Origin of the sequence: Thioalbus denitrificans (assembly GCF_003337735.1) — a bacterium.
Lineage (GTDB): Bacteria > Pseudomonadota > Gammaproteobacteria > DSM-26407 > DSM-26407 > Thioalbus > Thioalbus denitrificans.
Genome location: NZ_QPJY01000012.1, coordinates 52,584 through 70,121, shown reverse-complemented (window position 1 = coordinate 70,121; position 17,538 = coordinate 52,584). Strand labels below are relative to the sequence as shown.

Here is a 17,538-nt window from a genome sequence, read left to right as displayed (position 1 = left end):
TCAGCCGTCAGCTTCATCACTCTCCTGGAGCGTCTGGAGCAGTTCGAAGGCGCCCTCGTAGTCGAAAAGCTCGATGCGGGTCAGCAGGTCATCGCCCGTGGCGCCGAGTCCGGCACGCAGGAGAGCGGACTCCTCCTGCGCCAGGTTGCCGGCGTCCAGGTCGCCTGTCTCCAGCAGCCTGGCCAACTTCCGGAGAACCTTGCCCAGATGCGTGGGATCAGCCGCCATCGTGGGGGGTGGTGTCGCGGGCAACTGGCTCCGGATGGATTCGATCAGGGCCGACAGCTCGGTGGCGAGGATGGCGTGCCGGCGATGAGCCTCATCCCGCCCCGCCCCCTGGCGGATTGCCGTCTGGAGCGCTTCGGCCGCTGAGTAGACGCCCATGGCGCCGAGGTTGCCGGCGGAGCCTTTCAGGGCGTGGGCGAGCTGCTCCACGCCGGCCAGGTCGTTGGCCGCGAGCCGATCGGAGAGGTGCCCGATATCCCCGTGGTGGCTGTCGGCGAACATGGCCAGCAAGCGGGCGTATTTTTCCATCTTCCCGCCGACCAGGGCCAGCCCGCGCGCGGAATCGAGGCCGGGTATCCGGCTCAGGCGCTCCCCGGGATCAGTCGTGGCAGTGTCCTCGGGTTCCCTTGTGCCGACGGCCCCCGCGGCGGCCGGTAGCCACTTGAGCAGGACCGCGTAGAGGGTGCCGGGGTCCACCGGCTTGGCGATGAAGTCGTTCATTCCCGCTTCCAGGCAGGCCTGGCGGTCCTCGTTGAAAACGTTGGCGGTCAGAGCAAGGATGGGGAGCGTTTCCCGTCCCGGCAGGGCCCGGATGGTCCGGGTGGCCTCCAGGCCGTTCATCTCGGGCATCTGCATGTCCATCAGGACCAGGTCATAGTTGTTGGATCGGACCCGGGCCACGGCTTCCATGCCGTTTGCCGCCGTCTCGACGGCCAGGCCCGCGTCGTGCAGGAGTTCCAGGGCCACCTCCCGGTTGATGGCGTTGTCTTCCGCCAGCAGCAGGCGGGCACCGGCGTGGTGACGGCGCAGCAAGTTCTCGACATCGTCCCCGGGGGTGGGCGACAGGGTCGTGCCGACCGCACGGCCCTGGTTGAACCGGGCGGTGAACCAGAAAGTACTGCCATGTCCCGGCTTGCTCTTTGCGCCTACTTCACCTCCCATCATCTCCGCCAGGCGACGGGTAATGGCCAGCCCCAGCCCAGTCCCGCCATACCTGCGCGTCGTCGAGGCGTCAGCCTGTTCGAAGGGCTCGAACAGACGCGCCAGGTTTTCTGCGGGAATGCCGATTCCCGTGTCCTGCACCTCGAAGCGCAGCAGGAACCGCCCTCCGGTCTCCTCCAGGAGGCGCGCGCGCAGCGTGATCGTTCCCCGCTCGGTGAACTTGACGGCGTTGCCGGCAAAGTTGAGCAGGGCCTGGCGCAGCCGGGTGGGGTCGCCCCGCAGCCAGAGCGGGGCGGCGTCGGTATCAACCACGATGGTCAGTCCCTTGCTCCGGGCCGGTTCGGCGATGAGCGAACGGACATGATCCAGTACGGTCCCGAGGGCGAAATCGGTCTGTTCCAGCTCCAGCCGGCCGGCCTCGATCTTGGAGAGATCGAGGATGTCGTTGATGATGGAGAGCAGGTGGCCGGCGGCGGTGTCGATCTTCCTCAGCCGTGCTGCCTGCTCGGGTTCCGCGACACGGCCCTGCATCAGGTGGGTGAGCCCGATGATGGCGTTCATGGGTGTGCGGATCTCGTGGCTCATGTTGGCCAGGAACGCGCTCTTGGCCCGGTTGGCGGTCTCCGCCGCCTCCTTGGCCTCGGCCAGCTCGGCGGTGCGGGTCGCCACCAGCTCTTCCAGGTGGTGGCGGTGTCGATCCAGCTCCTCCCCGATGCGCTTCTTCTCGGTGATGTCCTCCTTCACCGCCACGTAGTGGGTGATGCGCCCGTCCGGCTGCCGGATGGGCGTGATGATGGCGAACTCCACGTATTCGCTCCCGTCCTTGCGCCGGTTGAGGAACTCCCCCTTCCAGGTGCGGCCATGGGTCAGCGCCTCCCAGAGCCCCTCGTATGTCGGCCGCGGTGTCCTGTCCGAGTGGAGGATGCGGGGATTCTCGCCCAGCACCTCCGCGCGGCTGTAGCCCGTGGTACGGATGAAAGCCTCGTTGACGTACTCGATCTCCGCGTCGAGGTTGGTAATGACGATGCTCTCCGGACTCTGCTCCACGGCCAGGGAGAGCTTGCGCAGCTGCTCCTCGGCCTGGCGGCGCTCGCTGATGTCGAGCCAGGCGACGACGGCACCCACCACATCGCCACCACGATGGATGGGGTAGGCCCAGTATTCGACCGGTAGGGAGGTGCCGTCCCGGCGCCAGAACACCTCGTCGTCCACGTGCACGCCCTCCCGGGTCTGGTAGGCGTTGTAGGCGCGGCACTCCAGGGCCGGGTAGGGTGAACCGTCGGCATGGGAATGATGGATAAGTTCATGGATTTCCCGACCGAGCAGTTCCTCCTCCCGGTCATAGCCCAGCATCCGCAGGCAGGCGGGATTGACGAAGGTGCAGATACCCTCCAGGTCCACCCCGTAGATGGCCTCGGCGGTGGATTCCAGCAGCAGGCGGATCTGCGCCTCGCTTTCCCGCAGGGCCAGCTCCGCCTGCTTGCGCCCGGTGATGTCCTGCAGGGTGCCGTGCACCTTCACGGTACGCCCGTCCTGGCGGACCGGGATGCCGATGGTGCGGACCCACTTGCGCTTCCCGGTGGCTGTTACCAGTTCCAGCTCCAGGTCGTAGGGGGTGCCCGACCCGATGGCATCGTGGATGGCCGTTTCGATTGTCTCCCGCCATTCGCCGTGGAAGAATGCGAGCCCGCGGTCGATGCTGGTCTCCTGCCCCGGATCGGTTTCGTGAATCCGGGCAACCTCGTCGGTCCAGGTGCCGCTGCCGGTCTCCGGATCGAACTCCCAGGCGCCGATGTGGGCGATGGCGCTCATCTCCCGCAGCAGGGCATCCTTCTCCCGCAGCGCCACTTCCACCGCCCGGCGCTCGGTGTAATCCTCGCCCGAGTAGAGCACGCCCCTGATGGTGCCCTCCCCGTCGGTGAGAAGCGCGTTGTGCCAGGCGATCAGCCGCAGGGTCCCGTCGCGGCACTGCAGTCGGGTTTCGAAGTACTCCGCCGGACAGAGGGCGCCATCGATGTACTGGCGGAATTCGGGGTAGATCTCTGCCATGCCCAACGGCTGGGGCATGCAGGTCTCGAACCAGTTGCGGCCCAGCAGCTCCTGTTCGCTGTAGCCCAGCAACTCGCGGCTCTTGCGGTTGATCATGGTGATGCGGCCCTCCGCGTCGAGGGCCACCATGAGGGTCTGCATGGTATCGAGATAGTACTGATTGCGGTCCCGTTCCTGACGCAATGCCTCCTGGACCCGGCGGGCTGCGGAAATATCCCGGGCGATGCCCAGGACGCCGATGAGCTGCCCCTGCCCGTCGTGCATGGGGGTCTTGATGGTCTCCAGCAGCTCCCGGTGGCCGTCGGCGAAGGTGACTTCCTCCTCGTTGACCAGGGGAGCGCCGGCCGCGATGGCGGCGCGGTCCTTCGCGCGGAAGAAGTCGGCCAGCTCCCGGTCAACGAAGTCGTAGTCGCTCTTGCCGACGATCTCCGCCTCCGTGGCGCCGTAGAAGGATTCGAAACGGGGGTTGCAGGCGAGGAAAAAGCCGTTGGCGTCCTTCAGCCAGACGAGATCGGGCAGGGTCTGGACCAGGGTCTTGAGAAAGCCGCGCTCCCGTTCCAGCGACTCCTGGGCGCGCTTGAGATCGGTGATGTCCTGTGCCGTCCCTGCGGCGCGGATCGGCCTGCCCATGGCATCGCATTCCAGCACGCCGCGACCGTTGATGACCCGGATTCCGCCATCGGGGTGGACGGTGCGGAACTCCAGGTCCCCCGGTGCCTCCTGCGCCAGCAGCGCGTCAATCCAGGATTGCATGGCGCTCCGATCCTCGGGGTGGATCAGCGCCAGGAATTCATCCAGGGTGTCTCCGAAAGCTTCCGGGGTGACGCCATGGATCCGGTAGGTCTCCTCCGTCCAGTGGATCTTGCCGCTATCCAGATCCAGCTCCCAGCTGCCGATGTGTCCGATGCGCTGGGACTCCGACAGCAGCCGCTCCTGCCGGCGCAGCTCCGCCGTCGCCTGCTTCCGGGCGGTGATGTCGGTCCAGGCCCCGACCACCTCCACCGGCTGGCCCGATGCGTCATTGATGAGGCGCAGTTCGTCGTTGATCCAGATATAGTGGCCGTCGCCGCGGGCAAACCGGTATTCATGGACCAGGTGGCCCTGTTCCAGCAGCCGGTTGCGGGCCGCCATGGCGGCGGTCAGATCCTCCGGGTGGATATGGTTCTGCCACCAGCCCGGTTGCAGCGCGGCAGCCGGCGTGTGGCCGGTTATCCGCTCGATGTTGTCGCTCACCTCGCCGGGGACCAGCGCGCCGTCGGCGACGCGCAGGGAGTAGGTGATGGTGGGACTCGCCTCGAGCAGGTGGTGGAGCCGCGTCGCGGACTCCTGCAGCGCCGCCTCCGCCGCCTGCCGCGCCCTGCGCTCGCGCAGGGCGCGGATACCGTAGGCCAGGTCGCTGGAAAGCTCGGTGAGGAGTTCCACTTCCTCCGCATCAAAGGCATCCGGTTCCACGGCGTAGATGTTCAGGGCCCCGATGCACTGGCTTTCATCGGGCAGGATGGGCAGGGCGATGGTGGAGAGATACCCATGCTGCCGTGCGGCCTCGCGCCACGGTTCAAAGCCGGGTTCCGACCGGACGTCCCTGTTGACCACCGGGCGCCGTTCGCGGATAGCGGTGCCCGTCGGGCCATGGCCCCTCTCGTTGTCGCCCCAGGAAACATGGATCGACTTGAGGTAGTCGCCCACTTGGCCGGCCTCCGCGACCGGCTGTACGGTGCGTTCCGGGTCGGTCTTCGCAAGGCCGACCCAGGCCATGCGGTAGCCGCCGTAGTCCACGACGATGCGACAGGTGGCGTGGAGCAACTCCTCCTCGTTCTCAGCCCGGACCAGGGCCTGGTTGCATTCGCTGAGGGTGCGTAACGCCCGGTTGGCCCGCTGCAGGAAGGCCTCGGACCGCTTGCGCTCCGTGATGTTGCGGGCGATGCCGAACAGGCCGATGGTGTTGCCGGCCTCGTCGTGGAGCGGTCCCTTGGTGGTCAGGAAGGTGGCCTCGCCCGACACCGTGGTCAGGGTTTCTTCGATGGTGACCGGCTGGCCGCCCGTGAGCACCTCCCGATCCTGAGCGATGATCCGCGCGGCCTGCCCGGCCGGAAACAGATCCGTGTCTCTGTGGCCGAGGGCCTGCTCCCGTGGCTTCCCGGCAACCTCTTCCGCCGCGCGGTTGTAGAGAATGTAGCGCCCGTCGCTATCCTTGGCGAAGATGGCGTCGGTGGAGCCCGAGGCGATGGATTCGAGCAGCTCCAGGGCGCGCAGCTTCTCCCGCTGGGCTTCGCGCTCCCGCAGGGAGAGGGCGAGCGCCTGGTGCTCGCGGAAGAGAAAGGCGCCGACCGCCGCGGCGAACAGGGCCAGGAGCCCAGCCAGTCCCGTCCAGAACAGCTCCCGCTCCATCCCGGCGTAGAGCTCTGCGCGGTCGATCTTGGCCACCAGGTACCAGTCGGTCCCGGGAATGCCCCGGACCACGCCCATGCCCGGCTCGCCCCGGTAGTCCACGCCCTCCACCAGGCTGCCCAGGCTGACATCCCCCCGCAACGCCTGGGCGGCCAGCAGCCTCTTCTTCTTGACCGATACCCGCAGCTTCGCCGCGGTGTCCTGCTGGTGGCGCAATTCGTTCAGGAACAGCACATCGTCACCGTCCCGCCGGAACAGCAGGGTCTCGGCGGTGGTGCTGGGGACGGGCCAGCGCTGCAGGAGCGGGTACAGGTAGTCCCCCGGGTTGGCGTGGAGAACGATGATGGGTCCGGGCTGTCCAGCCACCGCCGGCAGGGGGACAACGAAATCCAGGTGCACGCGACCGGTCCCGTCCCGGTAGGGACCCAGGAGGCGGAGCCGGTTGGCGTCGATGGCATCGAGGGCGGCGGTGCGCAGGATCGGCCCGATGGCCAGCGTTCCGCCCCCCGAGTCCCACAGCGGCTCGGCCTGCGGGTCCAGCAGCAGGACATCTCCGAAGCCGTTCAGCCTGCTGTAGCTCGTGAGCCGGCTCAGCAGCAGGTCGCGGCTGCTGGTGTCGTCATCCGTGCGCCAGCGCTGGTAGAGATCGGAATAGATCCGGCTGCCGTGCAGGATGTTCGCATCGGCGAACCGTTCCTGCAGCCAGTCCCCGATCTGGCGCGTCTTGAGGTCGGCGATCGCCTGCAGCCGGGCCAGCTCGGCATGTTTCTGTTGATTGAACGAGAGGGTGATGCTGCCCGCCGTCAGGAAGGCGATGGAGGCGAATATCAGTGCCAGGGGCAGGCGCTGGGGCCGCAGGCTCTCCCGCTGCCGGTCAGCCGCCGCGGCGGGTCCCAGGAGGCGCCGCATCAGTCCGTACAGCAGCAGCGAGGTGACGAGAACGAACAGCCAGCCCTTGAGGGTGCTGACGAGGGTGACCGGGCCCGGAGCGCCTAAGGCCCACTCCAGCGCCTTGTCGGAGAGCAGAATCCACAGGGCGGCGAAGATGGCGTAGAGCAGGACGACCGTCAGGATGCGGAACGGGGTGTGCGGCGACGGCGGGTCGGGTGGCGGGATCGGGGGCTGGTTCTTCATGGGCAGTTGACTATGGGCAGTTGACTCCGCGGGCGACGATCACCCGGGTTCAGCCGTTGTCGCTGTAGCGGGCGGCGATGGCGACGAACTCGTCGTAGATGGCGAGAAATGCGTCCACCACGTCCGGGTCGAAGTGCAGGCCGCGTCCGTCCACGATGATCCCGCGGGCCTCGGCGAAGGGTATCGGCGGTTTGTAGACCCGGGGCGAGATGAGGGCGTCGAAGACATCGGCCAGGGCCATGAGCCGGGCGGAGAGGGGTATGGCGTCGCCGGCCAGGCCATCCGGGTAGCCGGTGCCGTCCCAGCGCTCGTGGTGCCAGTGGGCGATCTCCTTGGCCAGGGAGAGGAATTCCACCGGCTGGTCGATGTCCCGCTCGGCATGTTCGATGGCCCGGGCCCCGAGCTCGGCGTGGGTTTTCATGACGGTCCACTCATCCGGGGTGAGGGGGCCGGGTTTCAGCAGGATGGCGTCGGGGATGCCCACCTTGCCGATGTCGTGGAGCGGGGCGGAACGGGCCAGCAGCCTGATGGCGTGGTCGGTGAGGGCGGCGGCGAAGCGGGGATGGGTCCGCAGCCGCGTGGCGAGGGCCTGGACGTAGCCCTGGGTGCGCAGGATGTGGTTGCCGGTCTCCGTGTCGCGGATCTCGGCCAGGTGGGCCAGGGCCCGGATGCCGACCGTCTGGATCAGCTCGTTCTCGGCCATGCGCCGTGCCACCTCGGCTTCGAGGGCGGCGTTCTGGTCGTGCAGCCAGTCCCGCGCCAGCTTGGCCTGCAGCTGGGTGCGGACCCGGGCCAGCACCACGGTCGGCTGGATGGGCTTGGTGATGTAGTCGGCCGCCCCGAGCCCGAGGCCGTGCTCCTCGTCGCGGGCATCGTTCAGGGCGGTGAGAAAGATGATCGGGATGTCCCGGGTGAGCGGCTCCCGGCGCAGCTGCTCCAGGACCGCGTAGCCATCCATCTCCGGCATCATGACGTCCAGCAGGATGAGATCGGGAACGGGCTCCAGGGCGGCATACCGCAGCGCGCTGCGGCCCGAGTTCGCTACCCGCACACGGTAGCCCGCGTTCTGCAGCAGATCTCCCATGATGCTCAGGTTCTGGGGGACGTCATCCACCACCAGCAGTGTGGACGAGGTGCCGGAGGAGAAAGCATCCATCTTCGTCCTCTTATTCCTTAGCGGTTTTATAAGTTATTAAAGCATCTTTCCGCTCCCGCCGCCCGGTTGCCTCGGGTCACCACCAGCCGTGCAGCCGCCCCTCAACCACCTGGTGCTTGAACCTGCGCAGGGGCCGGTTGCCGACGGCCACGCACTCGCCGGTTTCGATGTCGAAGGCCCAGTGGTGCCTGGGGCAGGTGAGGCGGCGGCCTTCCAGGGCCAGGTGGGGGATGTCCGTGACCTGGTGCGGGCAGCGGCTGTCGTAGACCCGCAGCTCCTCGCCGTCGCGCCAGACGAACAGGTGGCGCCCGTCGGCCTCGTGGAAGGTGACCTCGCCGTCCGTCACCGCCGCCATGGGCGCGATGTCGTGCCAGGAGGGCTCCACCCCCAGGTTCTCGGGGCGGAACTCGGGGATATCCATCTCCAGCAGGATATCGGCGGCCCAGACGATCCTGGCCAGCCCCAGCACGGGGAAGGCCATGAGCAGGGCGTCGATCACCTCGTCGGGGCTGGCGCCGTTGCGCAGCGCCCGGGTGAGGTACTGCCGGAAGCCCCCCTCGGTCTGCACCGCCACCTTGGTGATGACCGAGATGAGGTCGCGGGTCCTCACGTCCAGGTGGTCGCCGGCCCCCTTGAGGAACTTGAAGTAGGCGCCCATGGCCTCGGGCCGGGCCTTGACCAGGTAGTTCAACGCATCGCTCATCGGCATCTCCTCGGTGTTGCGGGTGAGTTCTCCACCATAGTAGCCGACCCTGTACCGGCACGGGTGACCGACAGGCCACCGCCACGACCCGCACTTCGGGGAGGCCGTGGCAGGCAGGACGGCCGGGAGGAAGGGATGGGGCGATGGAGCTAGCTCTGCCCGAGGCAGACCAGGGTCTGGCGGGCGATTTCCAGCTCCTCGTTGGTGCGGATGGCGAACACCTTCACCTCGCTGTTGGCAGCGGAGACCTCCAGCACGTCGCGGCAGGGGGCGGCATTGCGCTCCGGGTCGAGGCGGATGCCGAGCCGCTCCAGGCCGCCGCAGCTGCAGCTGCGCACCGTGTGATCGTTCTCGCCGATGCCGCCGGTGAAGACGACCGCGTCCACCCGCCCGAGCACGGCGTAGTAGGCGCCCAGGTACTTGCGGATGCGGTAGCAGAAGACCTCCAGCGCCAGCCGGGCGTCGGCGTAGCCGGCCGCGGCGAGGCGGTGCACCTCGCGCATGTCGTTCGCCCCGCACAGCCCCTTCAGGCCGCTCTCGCGGATGAGCACGTTCTCCATCTCCGCCGGGCTCATGCCGGTGGCGCGCTGCAGGTAGAAGTTCACCGCCGGGTCCACGTCGCCGCTGCGGGTGCCCATCACCAGCCCCTCCAGCGGGGTCATGCCCATGGAGGTGTCCACGCTGCGCCCCGCGGCGATGGCCGTGGCGCTGGCGCCGTTGCCCAGGTGCAGGGTGATCAGGTTCAGCGCCTCCAGCGGGCGGCCCAGGTGCTGCGCGGCGCGCCGGGCCACGTAGCGGTGGGAGGTGCCGTGGAAGCCGTAGCGGCGCACGTGGTGATCGGTGTAGGCGCTGCGGGGCAGGGCGTAGTGGTAGGCGTGGGGCGGGATGCTCTGGTGGAAGGCGGTGTCGAACACGGCCACCTGGGGCGTGGCGGGGAAGGCGCGGCGCGCCTCCTCGATGCCGTGCAGGTTGGGCGGATTGTGCAGCGGCGCCAGGGGCACCAGCTCGCTAATGGTGCGCATCACGGCCTCGTCCACCCGCACCGCCGTGGTGAACTCCTCGCCGCCGTGGACCACGCGGTGGCCGATGGCGCCCAGGTCGGCGGTGTCGGCCAGCGCCCCGTTGGCCACCAGGGCGGCGAGGATGTCCCGCAGCCCCTCGCCATGGTCGCGCACCGGGCGGGTCTCGCGCACCGGCTCGGCGCCCTCGGCGCGGTGCACCAGCAGCCCCTCGGGCTCGCCGATGCGGTCCACGTGGCCCTCGGCCAGCTGGGCCTCGTCCTCCATCCGGAACAGCCGGTACTTGATGGAGGAGGAGCCGGAGTTGAGGACCAGGATTCTCATCGTTCGCCTCCGCTGGCCTGGGCCTGGATGCAGGTGATGGCCACGGTGTTGACGATGTCGGTCACGGTGCAGCCGCGGCTGAGATCGTTCACCGGCTTGTTCAGCCCCTGCAGGACCGGCCCGATGGCCACCGCCCCGGCGGAGCGCTGCACCGCCTTGTAGGTGTTGTTGCCGGTGTTCAGATCGGGGAAGACGAACACCGTGGCGTGGCCGGCCACCCGGCTGTCGGGCAGCTTGGAGCGGGCCACGCCGGCGTCGACGGCGGCGTCGTACTGGATGGGCCCCTCCAGCATCAGGTCGGGGCGGCGGCTGTGGGCGATGGCGACCGCCTCGCGCACCTTCTCCACGTCGGCGCCCTTGCCCGACTCGCCGGTGGAGTAGGAGAGCATCGCCACCCGCGGCTCGATGCCGAACATGGCCGCGGTGTTGGCGGAGCTGACGGCGATGTCGGCGAGCTGCTCGGCGTTGGGGTTGGGATTCACCGCGCAGTCGCCGTAGACCAGCACCCGGTCCTCCAGGCACATGAAGAAGACGCTGGAGACCAGCGAGGTGCCGGGCACGGTGCGGATCACCTCGAAGGCCGGGCGGATGGTGTGCTGGGTGGTATGGGCCGCGCCGGAGACCATGCCGTCGGCGTCGCCGTGGGCCACCATCAGGGTGCCGAAGTAGCTCACGTCGGCCAGGGTGTCGAAGGCCAGCTCCTTGGAGATGCCCTTGTGCCGGCGCAGCTCGTAGTAGGCCTGGGCGTAGGCGGGGCGGCGGTCGGAGGTCTGGGGATCGACGATGTTCACCCCCTCGAGCTTCAGGCCGAGGGTGGCGACGCGCTGGCCGATCTTCCCCGGGTCGCCCAGCAGGGTGAGCTCGCAGACCCCGCGCAGCTGCAGGATCTCCGCCGCCCGCAGGACGCGCTCGTCGGTGCCCTCGGGCAGGACGATGTGCATGCGTCTCGAGCGGGCGCGCTGGATAAGCTCGTACTCGAACACCAGCGGCGTGATGCGCCGGGTGTGGTCGGCGGAGATGCGCTGCTGCAGCACGCCGAGATCCACGTTCTTCTCGAAGATGCCGAGCGCGGCGGCGATCTTGCGGTTGTCGCCGGGGAGGATGGTGCCCTCCACGGCGGAGACGTTGAGCGCCGTGGTGAAGGTGTCGGTGGTGACGCTGAGCAGGGCGATGGCGTTGTGGTTGAGCCCCCCCAGCAGCCGCTGCACCTGGGGGGCCGGCACCTGCCCGCCGCTCAGCAGCAGCCCGGCGATCTTCGGGTAGTTGCTGGAGACGTCGGCGGTGATGGAGCCGAGGATGATGTCGGAGCGGTCGCCGGGGGTGATGATGAGGCTGCCCTCCTCCACGTAGTCGAGGAAGTCGGGCACTTCCATCGCCGCCACCTTGTAGGCGAGCACCTCGTGGTTCAGGGCGTCGGCGTCGCCGGTGAGCACCCGGGCGTCGAGGGTGCGGGCGATTTCGCCCACGGTGGGCTTCTCCAGCGAGGGGTGCTCGGGCAGCAGGAAGCAGGGAATTCCGCTCTTCAGGGTCTGCTTCAGGTGCCCGCAGACCGTTTCGATGCGGCCGGGGTCCACGCGGTTGACCACGGTGGCGAGCAGTTCGCAGCCGCGGTCCTCCAGGGTCTCCTCCAGCACCTGCACGGCATCGGCTATCTCCTCGCCGTTGCGCTCGAAGCCCTTGATGACCGGCATCAGCAGGCAGCCGAAGTTGTTGGCCAGGTCGGCGTTGAAATCCAGCTCCAGGGCCGAGGTGACGCGGGAGTAGTCGGTGCCGGCGCAGACCACCAGGTCGCAGCACTCCTCCAGCGCCTTGTACTTGTGCAGGATGAGCTTCAGCAGGCCGTCGTAGTCGCCGTGGGTCAGGTAGTGGCGGGCGACATCCTCGGTGCAGCCATAGAGCGCCTCCGCGCCCGCGGGCAGCTCGTAGCGGCCGCTGACCAGGTGGAGGAGGGGATCGTGCACGCCGTCGCGGGGGATGATGGGGCGGAAGAATCCGACCCGTTCCACCGTGGCGGTGAGGTTCTCCATCATCCCCAGGACCACGATGGACTTGCCACTGCCGGGCTCCGCCCCGGCGATATACAGGCTGTGCAGCATAGGACCTCGCTGGAAAATCGTTCGGTTCCGCCGGGAAGAGTGCCAGGCGACGGTGTTGTCCGGTATTCGGGAGCGGGTGCCGCGGTCGGGTGTTTCCCGGCCCGTGGAAGGCCCTTGAAACCGTCACACAGCTTAGCGCATCACGGCGACCGTGTTGTGACGCTCCCCGCCCGCGGTCGTTGCGGCCGGGGCGGGCGCCGGATGCGCCCCGGGACCGGCGCCCGGAGATTCAGCCGCGGCGCGGCATCAGCACAGTGTAGTCCAGGTCCAGCACCACGCTTTCGTGGTAGCGGCTCTTCCCCTCGACCTCAACCTTCGGCGAGCCGAGCTCGCGGGTGTCCATGTTCTTGACCCCGTAGGTGCGCACGCGCAGGGCGCCCAGGTCGGCGCGCCCCGGGAGCTCCCACTTGTCGGCGATTTCGCTCCAGGCGTAGAAGGTGTCGCCGGCGAAGCTCGGGTTGCAGTGGGCGCCGCCGTTGATGGCGGCGATGCCGATGGCGTTGGCCAGGCCGTTGTAGGAGAGCGCCCGGCACACGGAGATGACGTGGCCGCCGTACATGAGCCGCCGGCCGAAGCGCGAGCCGCTCATCATGTGCGCCTCGAAGTGGACCCGGGCGTTGTTCTGGTAGAGCTTGGTGGCCAGCGTGTGGTCCGACTCGTCCACGGTCATGCCGTTGATGTGGTCGATGCGCTCGCCCACGCCGTAGTCCTCCCACAGGTGGGGGGAGGCGGTGAGGGTGGTGTCGAAGTCGGCGGCGTCCAGCCCCGCGGGGATCGGCAGGCGATCCACGCTCACGTGATCGGGCAGCTCCGGCAGCACCGTCTCCGGTGCCGGGCTGGCCGGATCCCTCTTGTGCACCATCACCCAGCGGATCCAGGAGAGCACCTCCTCGCCGTACTGGTTGCAGGCGGTGGAGCGCACGTAGACGTTGCCGTTCCTGCCGCTGGAGTTCTCCTTCAGGCCGATGACGGTGCTCTCGGCGCTGAGGGTGTCGCCCACGTAGACCGGGCGCAGGAAGCGCACGTCGGCATAGCCGAGGTTGGCCACGGCGTTGAGGGAGACCTCGGGCACGGTCTTGCCGAAGGCCACGTGGAAGGCCAGCAGGTCGTCCACGTTCTTCTCGCGCAGGCCCATGGCGTGGGCGGCCGGGGTCGCGCAGTGGAGCAGGAAGCGGCTGCCGGTGAGCGCGATGTAGAGCGCCGCGTCCCCGTCGGTGATCGTGCGCGGCGTGCCGTGCCTCAGCGTCTGGCCGAGCCGGAAGTCCTCGAAGAAATTGCCCTGGAACTGTTTCGACATGTGGTTCCCTCGTCTCTCGGCCCCGGCCGGCGTGACGGCGCCGGCGGGTGTATCAGCCATCGGGGGCGGCCGCGCAGCCCGTCGGGGCGGGGCCTTCCCCGTGGCGCGCGATCCGGCTCAGCCCTGCTGGGTGGAGCAGTAGATGCCCGGGCAGAGGTTGAAGGCCTGCTCCCGCTCCTCGATGGCCTCGAACATGGCGATGCAGCGCTGGGCGGCTTCGAGCTCCACCGGCTGCAGCAGCCGGCCGTCGAGCACGGCATAGGGGCGCCCCTCGGCCTCGGCGTCCTGCATGGCCGTGATGATGGCGCGCTTCTTCTCCACCTCCTTCGGCTTGGGGGTGAAGGTGTCGTTGGTGTAGGGCAGCTGCACGGGGTGGATGACGGCCTTGCCGTCGAAGCCCAGATCGCGCGCCTGGCGGCAGGCGAACTCGCAGCCCTTGGCGTCGTTGACCTCCACGTGCGCCCCGTCGATGACCCCGACGTTGTGGGCCCGGGCCGCGAGCACCACCAGCGAGAGGATGGTGAGCAGGCCGGTGCGATCGGGCGTGACGTTGATGCGCAGGCCGTTGCACAGGTTGGCCGTGCTCACCACCACGCAGGACAGGCGCCGGGTGGCGGTCAGTATCTCCTCCAGGTGCATCACCGCCAGCGGCGACTCCACCATGATCATCACCGGCAGCCGCTCGCCGCCGGCGGCGTCGAGCATGGCCACCGCCTTGAGCATGTCGGCGCGGGTGTTGATGCCGGAGAACAGCACCGCGTCGATGGGCAGTGCGGCGATGGCGTCGAGATCCTCGGCCAGCCGCTCGCTGTTGAGCGGGTTGGGGCGCACCACCAGCTCCTGGCCGATGAAGTTGCCGGCCGCCACGGCCGCCACCACGTTGTCGCGGGCACGGGCCTTGTGCTCCATGGCGGTCGACTCGTGCAGGTCGAACACCAGGGCGTCGGCGGGCAGCTCGCGGGACTTCTCCAGGTGCCGCGGGTTGTCGCCGGAGACGTAGAGCATGGTCCGGCGCGGGCGGACTTTCGGGAAGTTGGGGTTCAGGGGGCTCATCTTGCGCTCTCCGCCGTCCGCGCCTCGAGCATCTGCTTGAGCTTGCCGCGGATCACCTTGCCGTTCTTGGTGCGCGGGTAGTCCTCGAGGATGTGCACCAGCTTGGGGCGCTTGTAGCCTGCCAGGTGCTGCTCGCCGAAGGCCAGCAGCGCCTCGGCGTCCACCTTCGCCCCGGGGGCGAGGATCACGCAGGCCGCCACCAGGGTCTTGTCACGCCCGATGTCCTGGCCGATGGCCACGCAGTCGGCCACCTGGGGGTGGGTCTTCATCACCCGCTCCACCTCGTGGGGCGAGACGCGGAAGCCGAAGGTGTTGATGATGTCGTCGCGGCGGCCCAGGAACCAGATGTAGCCGTCCTCGTCCAGGCGCGCGTAGTCGCCGGTCAGGAACCAGCCGTTGCGGCGCACCTTGGCGGTCTCCCCGGGCAGGTTCCAGTACTCGATGAACAGCCCCGGGTCGGTCTCGCGGATGGCGATCATGCCCTCCTCGCCCTGGGGCACCTCGTTGAACTCCGCGTCCAGCAGGCGCACGTCGTGGCCCGGCTGCGGAAAGCCCGCCGCGCCGGGGCGGATGGGCATGCCCTTGTTCTGGGAGATGTAGTAGGAGATCTCCGACATGCCGATGGCCTCGTAGACATCCATCCCGAAGCGCTCGCGCCAGGCCAGCAGCATCTCGTCGGAGAGGTGCTCGCCGGCGCTCATGCAGTGGCGCAGCGTCGGCACGTCGGCCTTCGAGTAGTCGGTCTTCTGGATGATCTGGCGGTAGATGGTGGGCACGCCGATGAAGATGGTGCAGCCGTGCTTCCTGATCAGCCGCGGCCAGGTATGGGCGTCGTTCTTCCCCTCGTGCACGATGACGGTCATGCCGTGGTAGAGGGGGTCCATCAGGCCCGAGCCGAGCACGTAGGTCCAGTTGAACTTGCCCGAGTGCATGATGCGGTCGCCGTCCCGGAAGTCGAACCAGTAGCGGCTGGCGGGCAGGCGGCCGATGAGGGCGCGGTGGGCGTGCAGCACCCCCTTCGGGTGGCCGGTGGTGCCGGAGGTGTAGACCAGGTAGGCGGGATCATCGGCGCGGGAGGCGTGGGGCGGCTCCCAGCGGTCGATGGCGGCCAGTCCGGCGTCCAGGTCATGGAGCGCCAGGCGGTCGCTGACGGGCATCTCGCCCGGGCCGGACAGGATCACGTGGCGCAGGCTGCCGGCGTCCTCCAGCTTATCCCGCAGCGAGGGCCACATGGTCTTGTGGGTCACCAGCACCGCGGCGCCGGAATCCTCCGCCAGGTACTGCACCTCCTCGGCCACCAGCAGGGTGGAGGTGGGCACGGCGATGGCGCCGCGCTTCATGGCGCCGAGGAAGGCGGTGGGGTAGGCCAGCGAGTTGGGCAGCCGGATCAGCACCCGCTCGCCGGTCTCCACGCCGAGATTGCGCAGCAGCTGGGCGAAGCGCGAGGTGGCGGCGGCGAGCTCCCGGAAGGTGCAGGTGCCGGTGCCGAGCTGGTCGTCCTCCACGATCATCGCCGTGGCGGACTCCGTCGGCGTGCCCAGGTGGCGGTCGCTGCAGGCCACGCCGATGTTGAAGTACTCGGGGACCTCCCAGGTCCACTCTTCGAATTGCGGTCTGTTCATGGTCGTCATCAGAGCAGTGTCCCGTATGGCCAGTTTTCCCGGATGACCTGCATCGGCAGCTGCTTCAGGATGTCCAGGGCGAACTGGGTGTCCTCCTGGCTGAGCGCGCGCAGGGCCCGGGCCCGCAGCAGCCCCTGCAGGGCCTTGCCGAACATGGGCGGGTCGAGCATCTCGCCCTCGAAGCGAATGGCGCCGCCGAGCAGGGCGTCGGCTTCCACCGCCGCGCGCAGGATGGAGATGTTGCGCTGGACCTGGCTGGGCGCGGGGGTGAAGGCCACCTTGCACAGGTGGATGTGGTTGGGGTGGATCACCTGCTTGCCGGTGAGCCCCATGGCCGCCTCGTGGCAGGCGTGGCGGTAGACCACGTGGGACTCGGTCTCGCCGTGGAGGTCGAGCCAGCGGCGCACGTCGTGAATCTCCACGAAATCCTCCGGCATGGGAGTCTCGTTGATGAGCACCTCCACGCCCCCGATTACCCCCTTGCCCTGGATGCGCGCCTCGAACAGCAGCAGGTCCAGGTAGGTCTTCAGCTCCTGGGTCCAGCCCTCCGGGGTGATGTGGATGGCCATGGCCTTGGAGAAGTCGTGGATGCCGAACACCACGTGTTTCACCGTGCTGTACTGCATCAGCTCCGGGGCCAGCTTGAGCGACTTGGGGTGCTCGATGATGGGTTGGATGGTGATGCGGCTGTTCACGCCCTCGAGCCAGGCCGAGAGATCGCGGATCTCGGCGGCCCCGTAGGCCTCGCCCGCCTTGGCCAGCACGATCACGTCGACGTGATCGGCGAGATCGCGGACCATGGCCAGGTCCTTCTCGTACTCGTCGGTGCGGAACGGGTTGATGCGCACGGCGATCTGCACGTCCGAGCGCGGGAACTGCGGCAGCTCCTGGCGCAGCAGCTCGCGGCTCAGCGCCTTCTGCCGGCAGCCGTCCTCCAGGTCGAACAGCAGCGTGTGGGCGTTGGTGGCGTGGGCATGCTTCTTCATGCGCTGCGAGGCCGTCTCGAGGTCCTCGTAGACGCCTGCCGCCGGGGAGTACTTCACCGGCGGGTAGTAGAGCTGTATGCCCGGCCAGAAATCGCCCAGAACGGCCTCGTCGGTCACGTCGGTGAGGTACGCCGTCTGGTACATCGTATTCTTCCCCTGTGTCGCATCAGTGTAGGCGGTACGCTGTTCCTCCGCCCCTGTCGTTGTTGTTCGCGGGGGAGGCCGCCCACCTGCCTGCCTCGATAGCTGAGGATGGTAGTCAAGAAAATGCTGCATCGCAACAGCGGAGCGGTTATCATTGACCAACGCCCTCCCGGATGCAAGCGTAAGCGCTGGGCGGTCGGTTAATTGAAATATTAACAACTGGTTATATGTGTGGCCCGGAGCAGGCGATGGCCCGCCCGGGGGCACGGGAAAGTCGCGGCGGGACTTCCATTGAGCCGGTTTTTTGTGCTATGCATCAAACCGTTCAGCCTGCCGGCACCGGCGCCACCGCCCGCGAGGGGACGGTGGCGCCGGCTCGGATCGATATTCCGGGAGCAAC

Annotated in this window: 9 protein-coding genes; all 9 read right to left on the bottom strand. The window is 68.3% G+C overall.

The features are described 5' to 3' along the window. Positions 1 to 6,738, bottom strand: a complete 6,738-nt coding sequence (locus DFQ59_RS20335; protein ID WP_114280952.1) for a PAS domain S-box protein — start codon at positions 6,736 to 6,738, stop codon at positions 1 to 3. A 49-nt stretch (positions 6,739 to 6,787) separates the two neighbouring features. Further along, on the bottom strand, positions 6,788 to 7,894 hold the full coding sequence (locus DFQ59_RS17155; RefSeq protein WP_114280951.1) for a response regulator: 1,107 nt from the start codon (positions 7,892 to 7,894) through the stop codon (positions 6,788 to 6,790). A 76-nt stretch (positions 7,895 to 7,970) separates the two neighbouring features. Beyond that, a complete protein-coding gene (locus DFQ59_RS17150) occupies positions 7,971 to 8,597 on the bottom strand; it encodes a Rieske 2Fe-2S domain-containing protein (protein ID WP_114280950.1) in 627 nt (208 codons plus the stop codon). A 149-nt stretch (positions 8,598 to 8,746) separates the two neighbouring features. After that, positions 8,747 to 9,940, bottom strand: a complete 1,194-nt coding sequence (locus tag DFQ59_RS17145; RefSeq protein ID WP_114280949.1) for an acetate/propionate family kinase — start codon at positions 9,938 to 9,940, stop codon at positions 8,747 to 8,749. Further along, positions 9,937 to 12,033, bottom strand: coding sequence for a phosphate acetyltransferase (gene pta / locus DFQ59_RS17140; protein WP_114280967.1), 2,097 nt, complete (start codon positions 12,031 to 12,033; stop codon positions 9,937 to 9,939). Before pta ends, DFQ59_RS17145 begins: the two co-directional genes overlap by 4 nt. A gap of 232 nt (positions 12,034 to 12,265) precedes the next feature. Further along, positions 12,266 to 13,333 carry a MaoC family dehydratase gene (locus tag DFQ59_RS17135; protein WP_114280948.1) on the bottom strand — a complete coding sequence of 356 codons (1,068 nt, stop codon included), beginning with the start codon at positions 13,331 to 13,333 and terminating at the stop codon, positions 12,266 to 12,268. Positions 13,334 to 13,450: 117 nt separating this feature from the next. Beyond that, the gene (locus DFQ59_RS17130; RefSeq protein ID WP_114280947.1) at positions 13,451 to 14,386 is read right to left on the bottom strand and encodes an HpcH/HpaI aldolase/citrate lyase family protein; all 936 of its coding nucleotides are present in this window, start codon (positions 14,384 to 14,386) and stop codon (positions 13,451 to 13,453) included. Next, positions 14,383 to 16,008 carry an acetate--CoA ligase gene (locus tag DFQ59_RS17125; RefSeq protein WP_114280966.1) on the bottom strand — a complete coding sequence of 542 codons (1,626 nt, stop codon included), beginning with the start codon at positions 16,006 to 16,008 and terminating at the stop codon, positions 14,383 to 14,385. The genes DFQ59_RS17130 and DFQ59_RS17125 overlap by 4 nt, the downstream gene beginning before the upstream one ends. An 8-nt stretch (positions 16,009 to 16,016) precedes the next feature. After that, on the bottom strand, positions 16,017 to 17,138 hold the full coding sequence (locus tag DFQ59_RS17120; RefSeq protein ID WP_114280946.1) for an HpcH/HpaI aldolase/citrate lyase family protein: 1,122 nt from the start codon (positions 17,136 to 17,138) through the stop codon (positions 16,017 to 16,019). Positions 17,139 to 17,538: the final 400 nt, after the last annotated feature.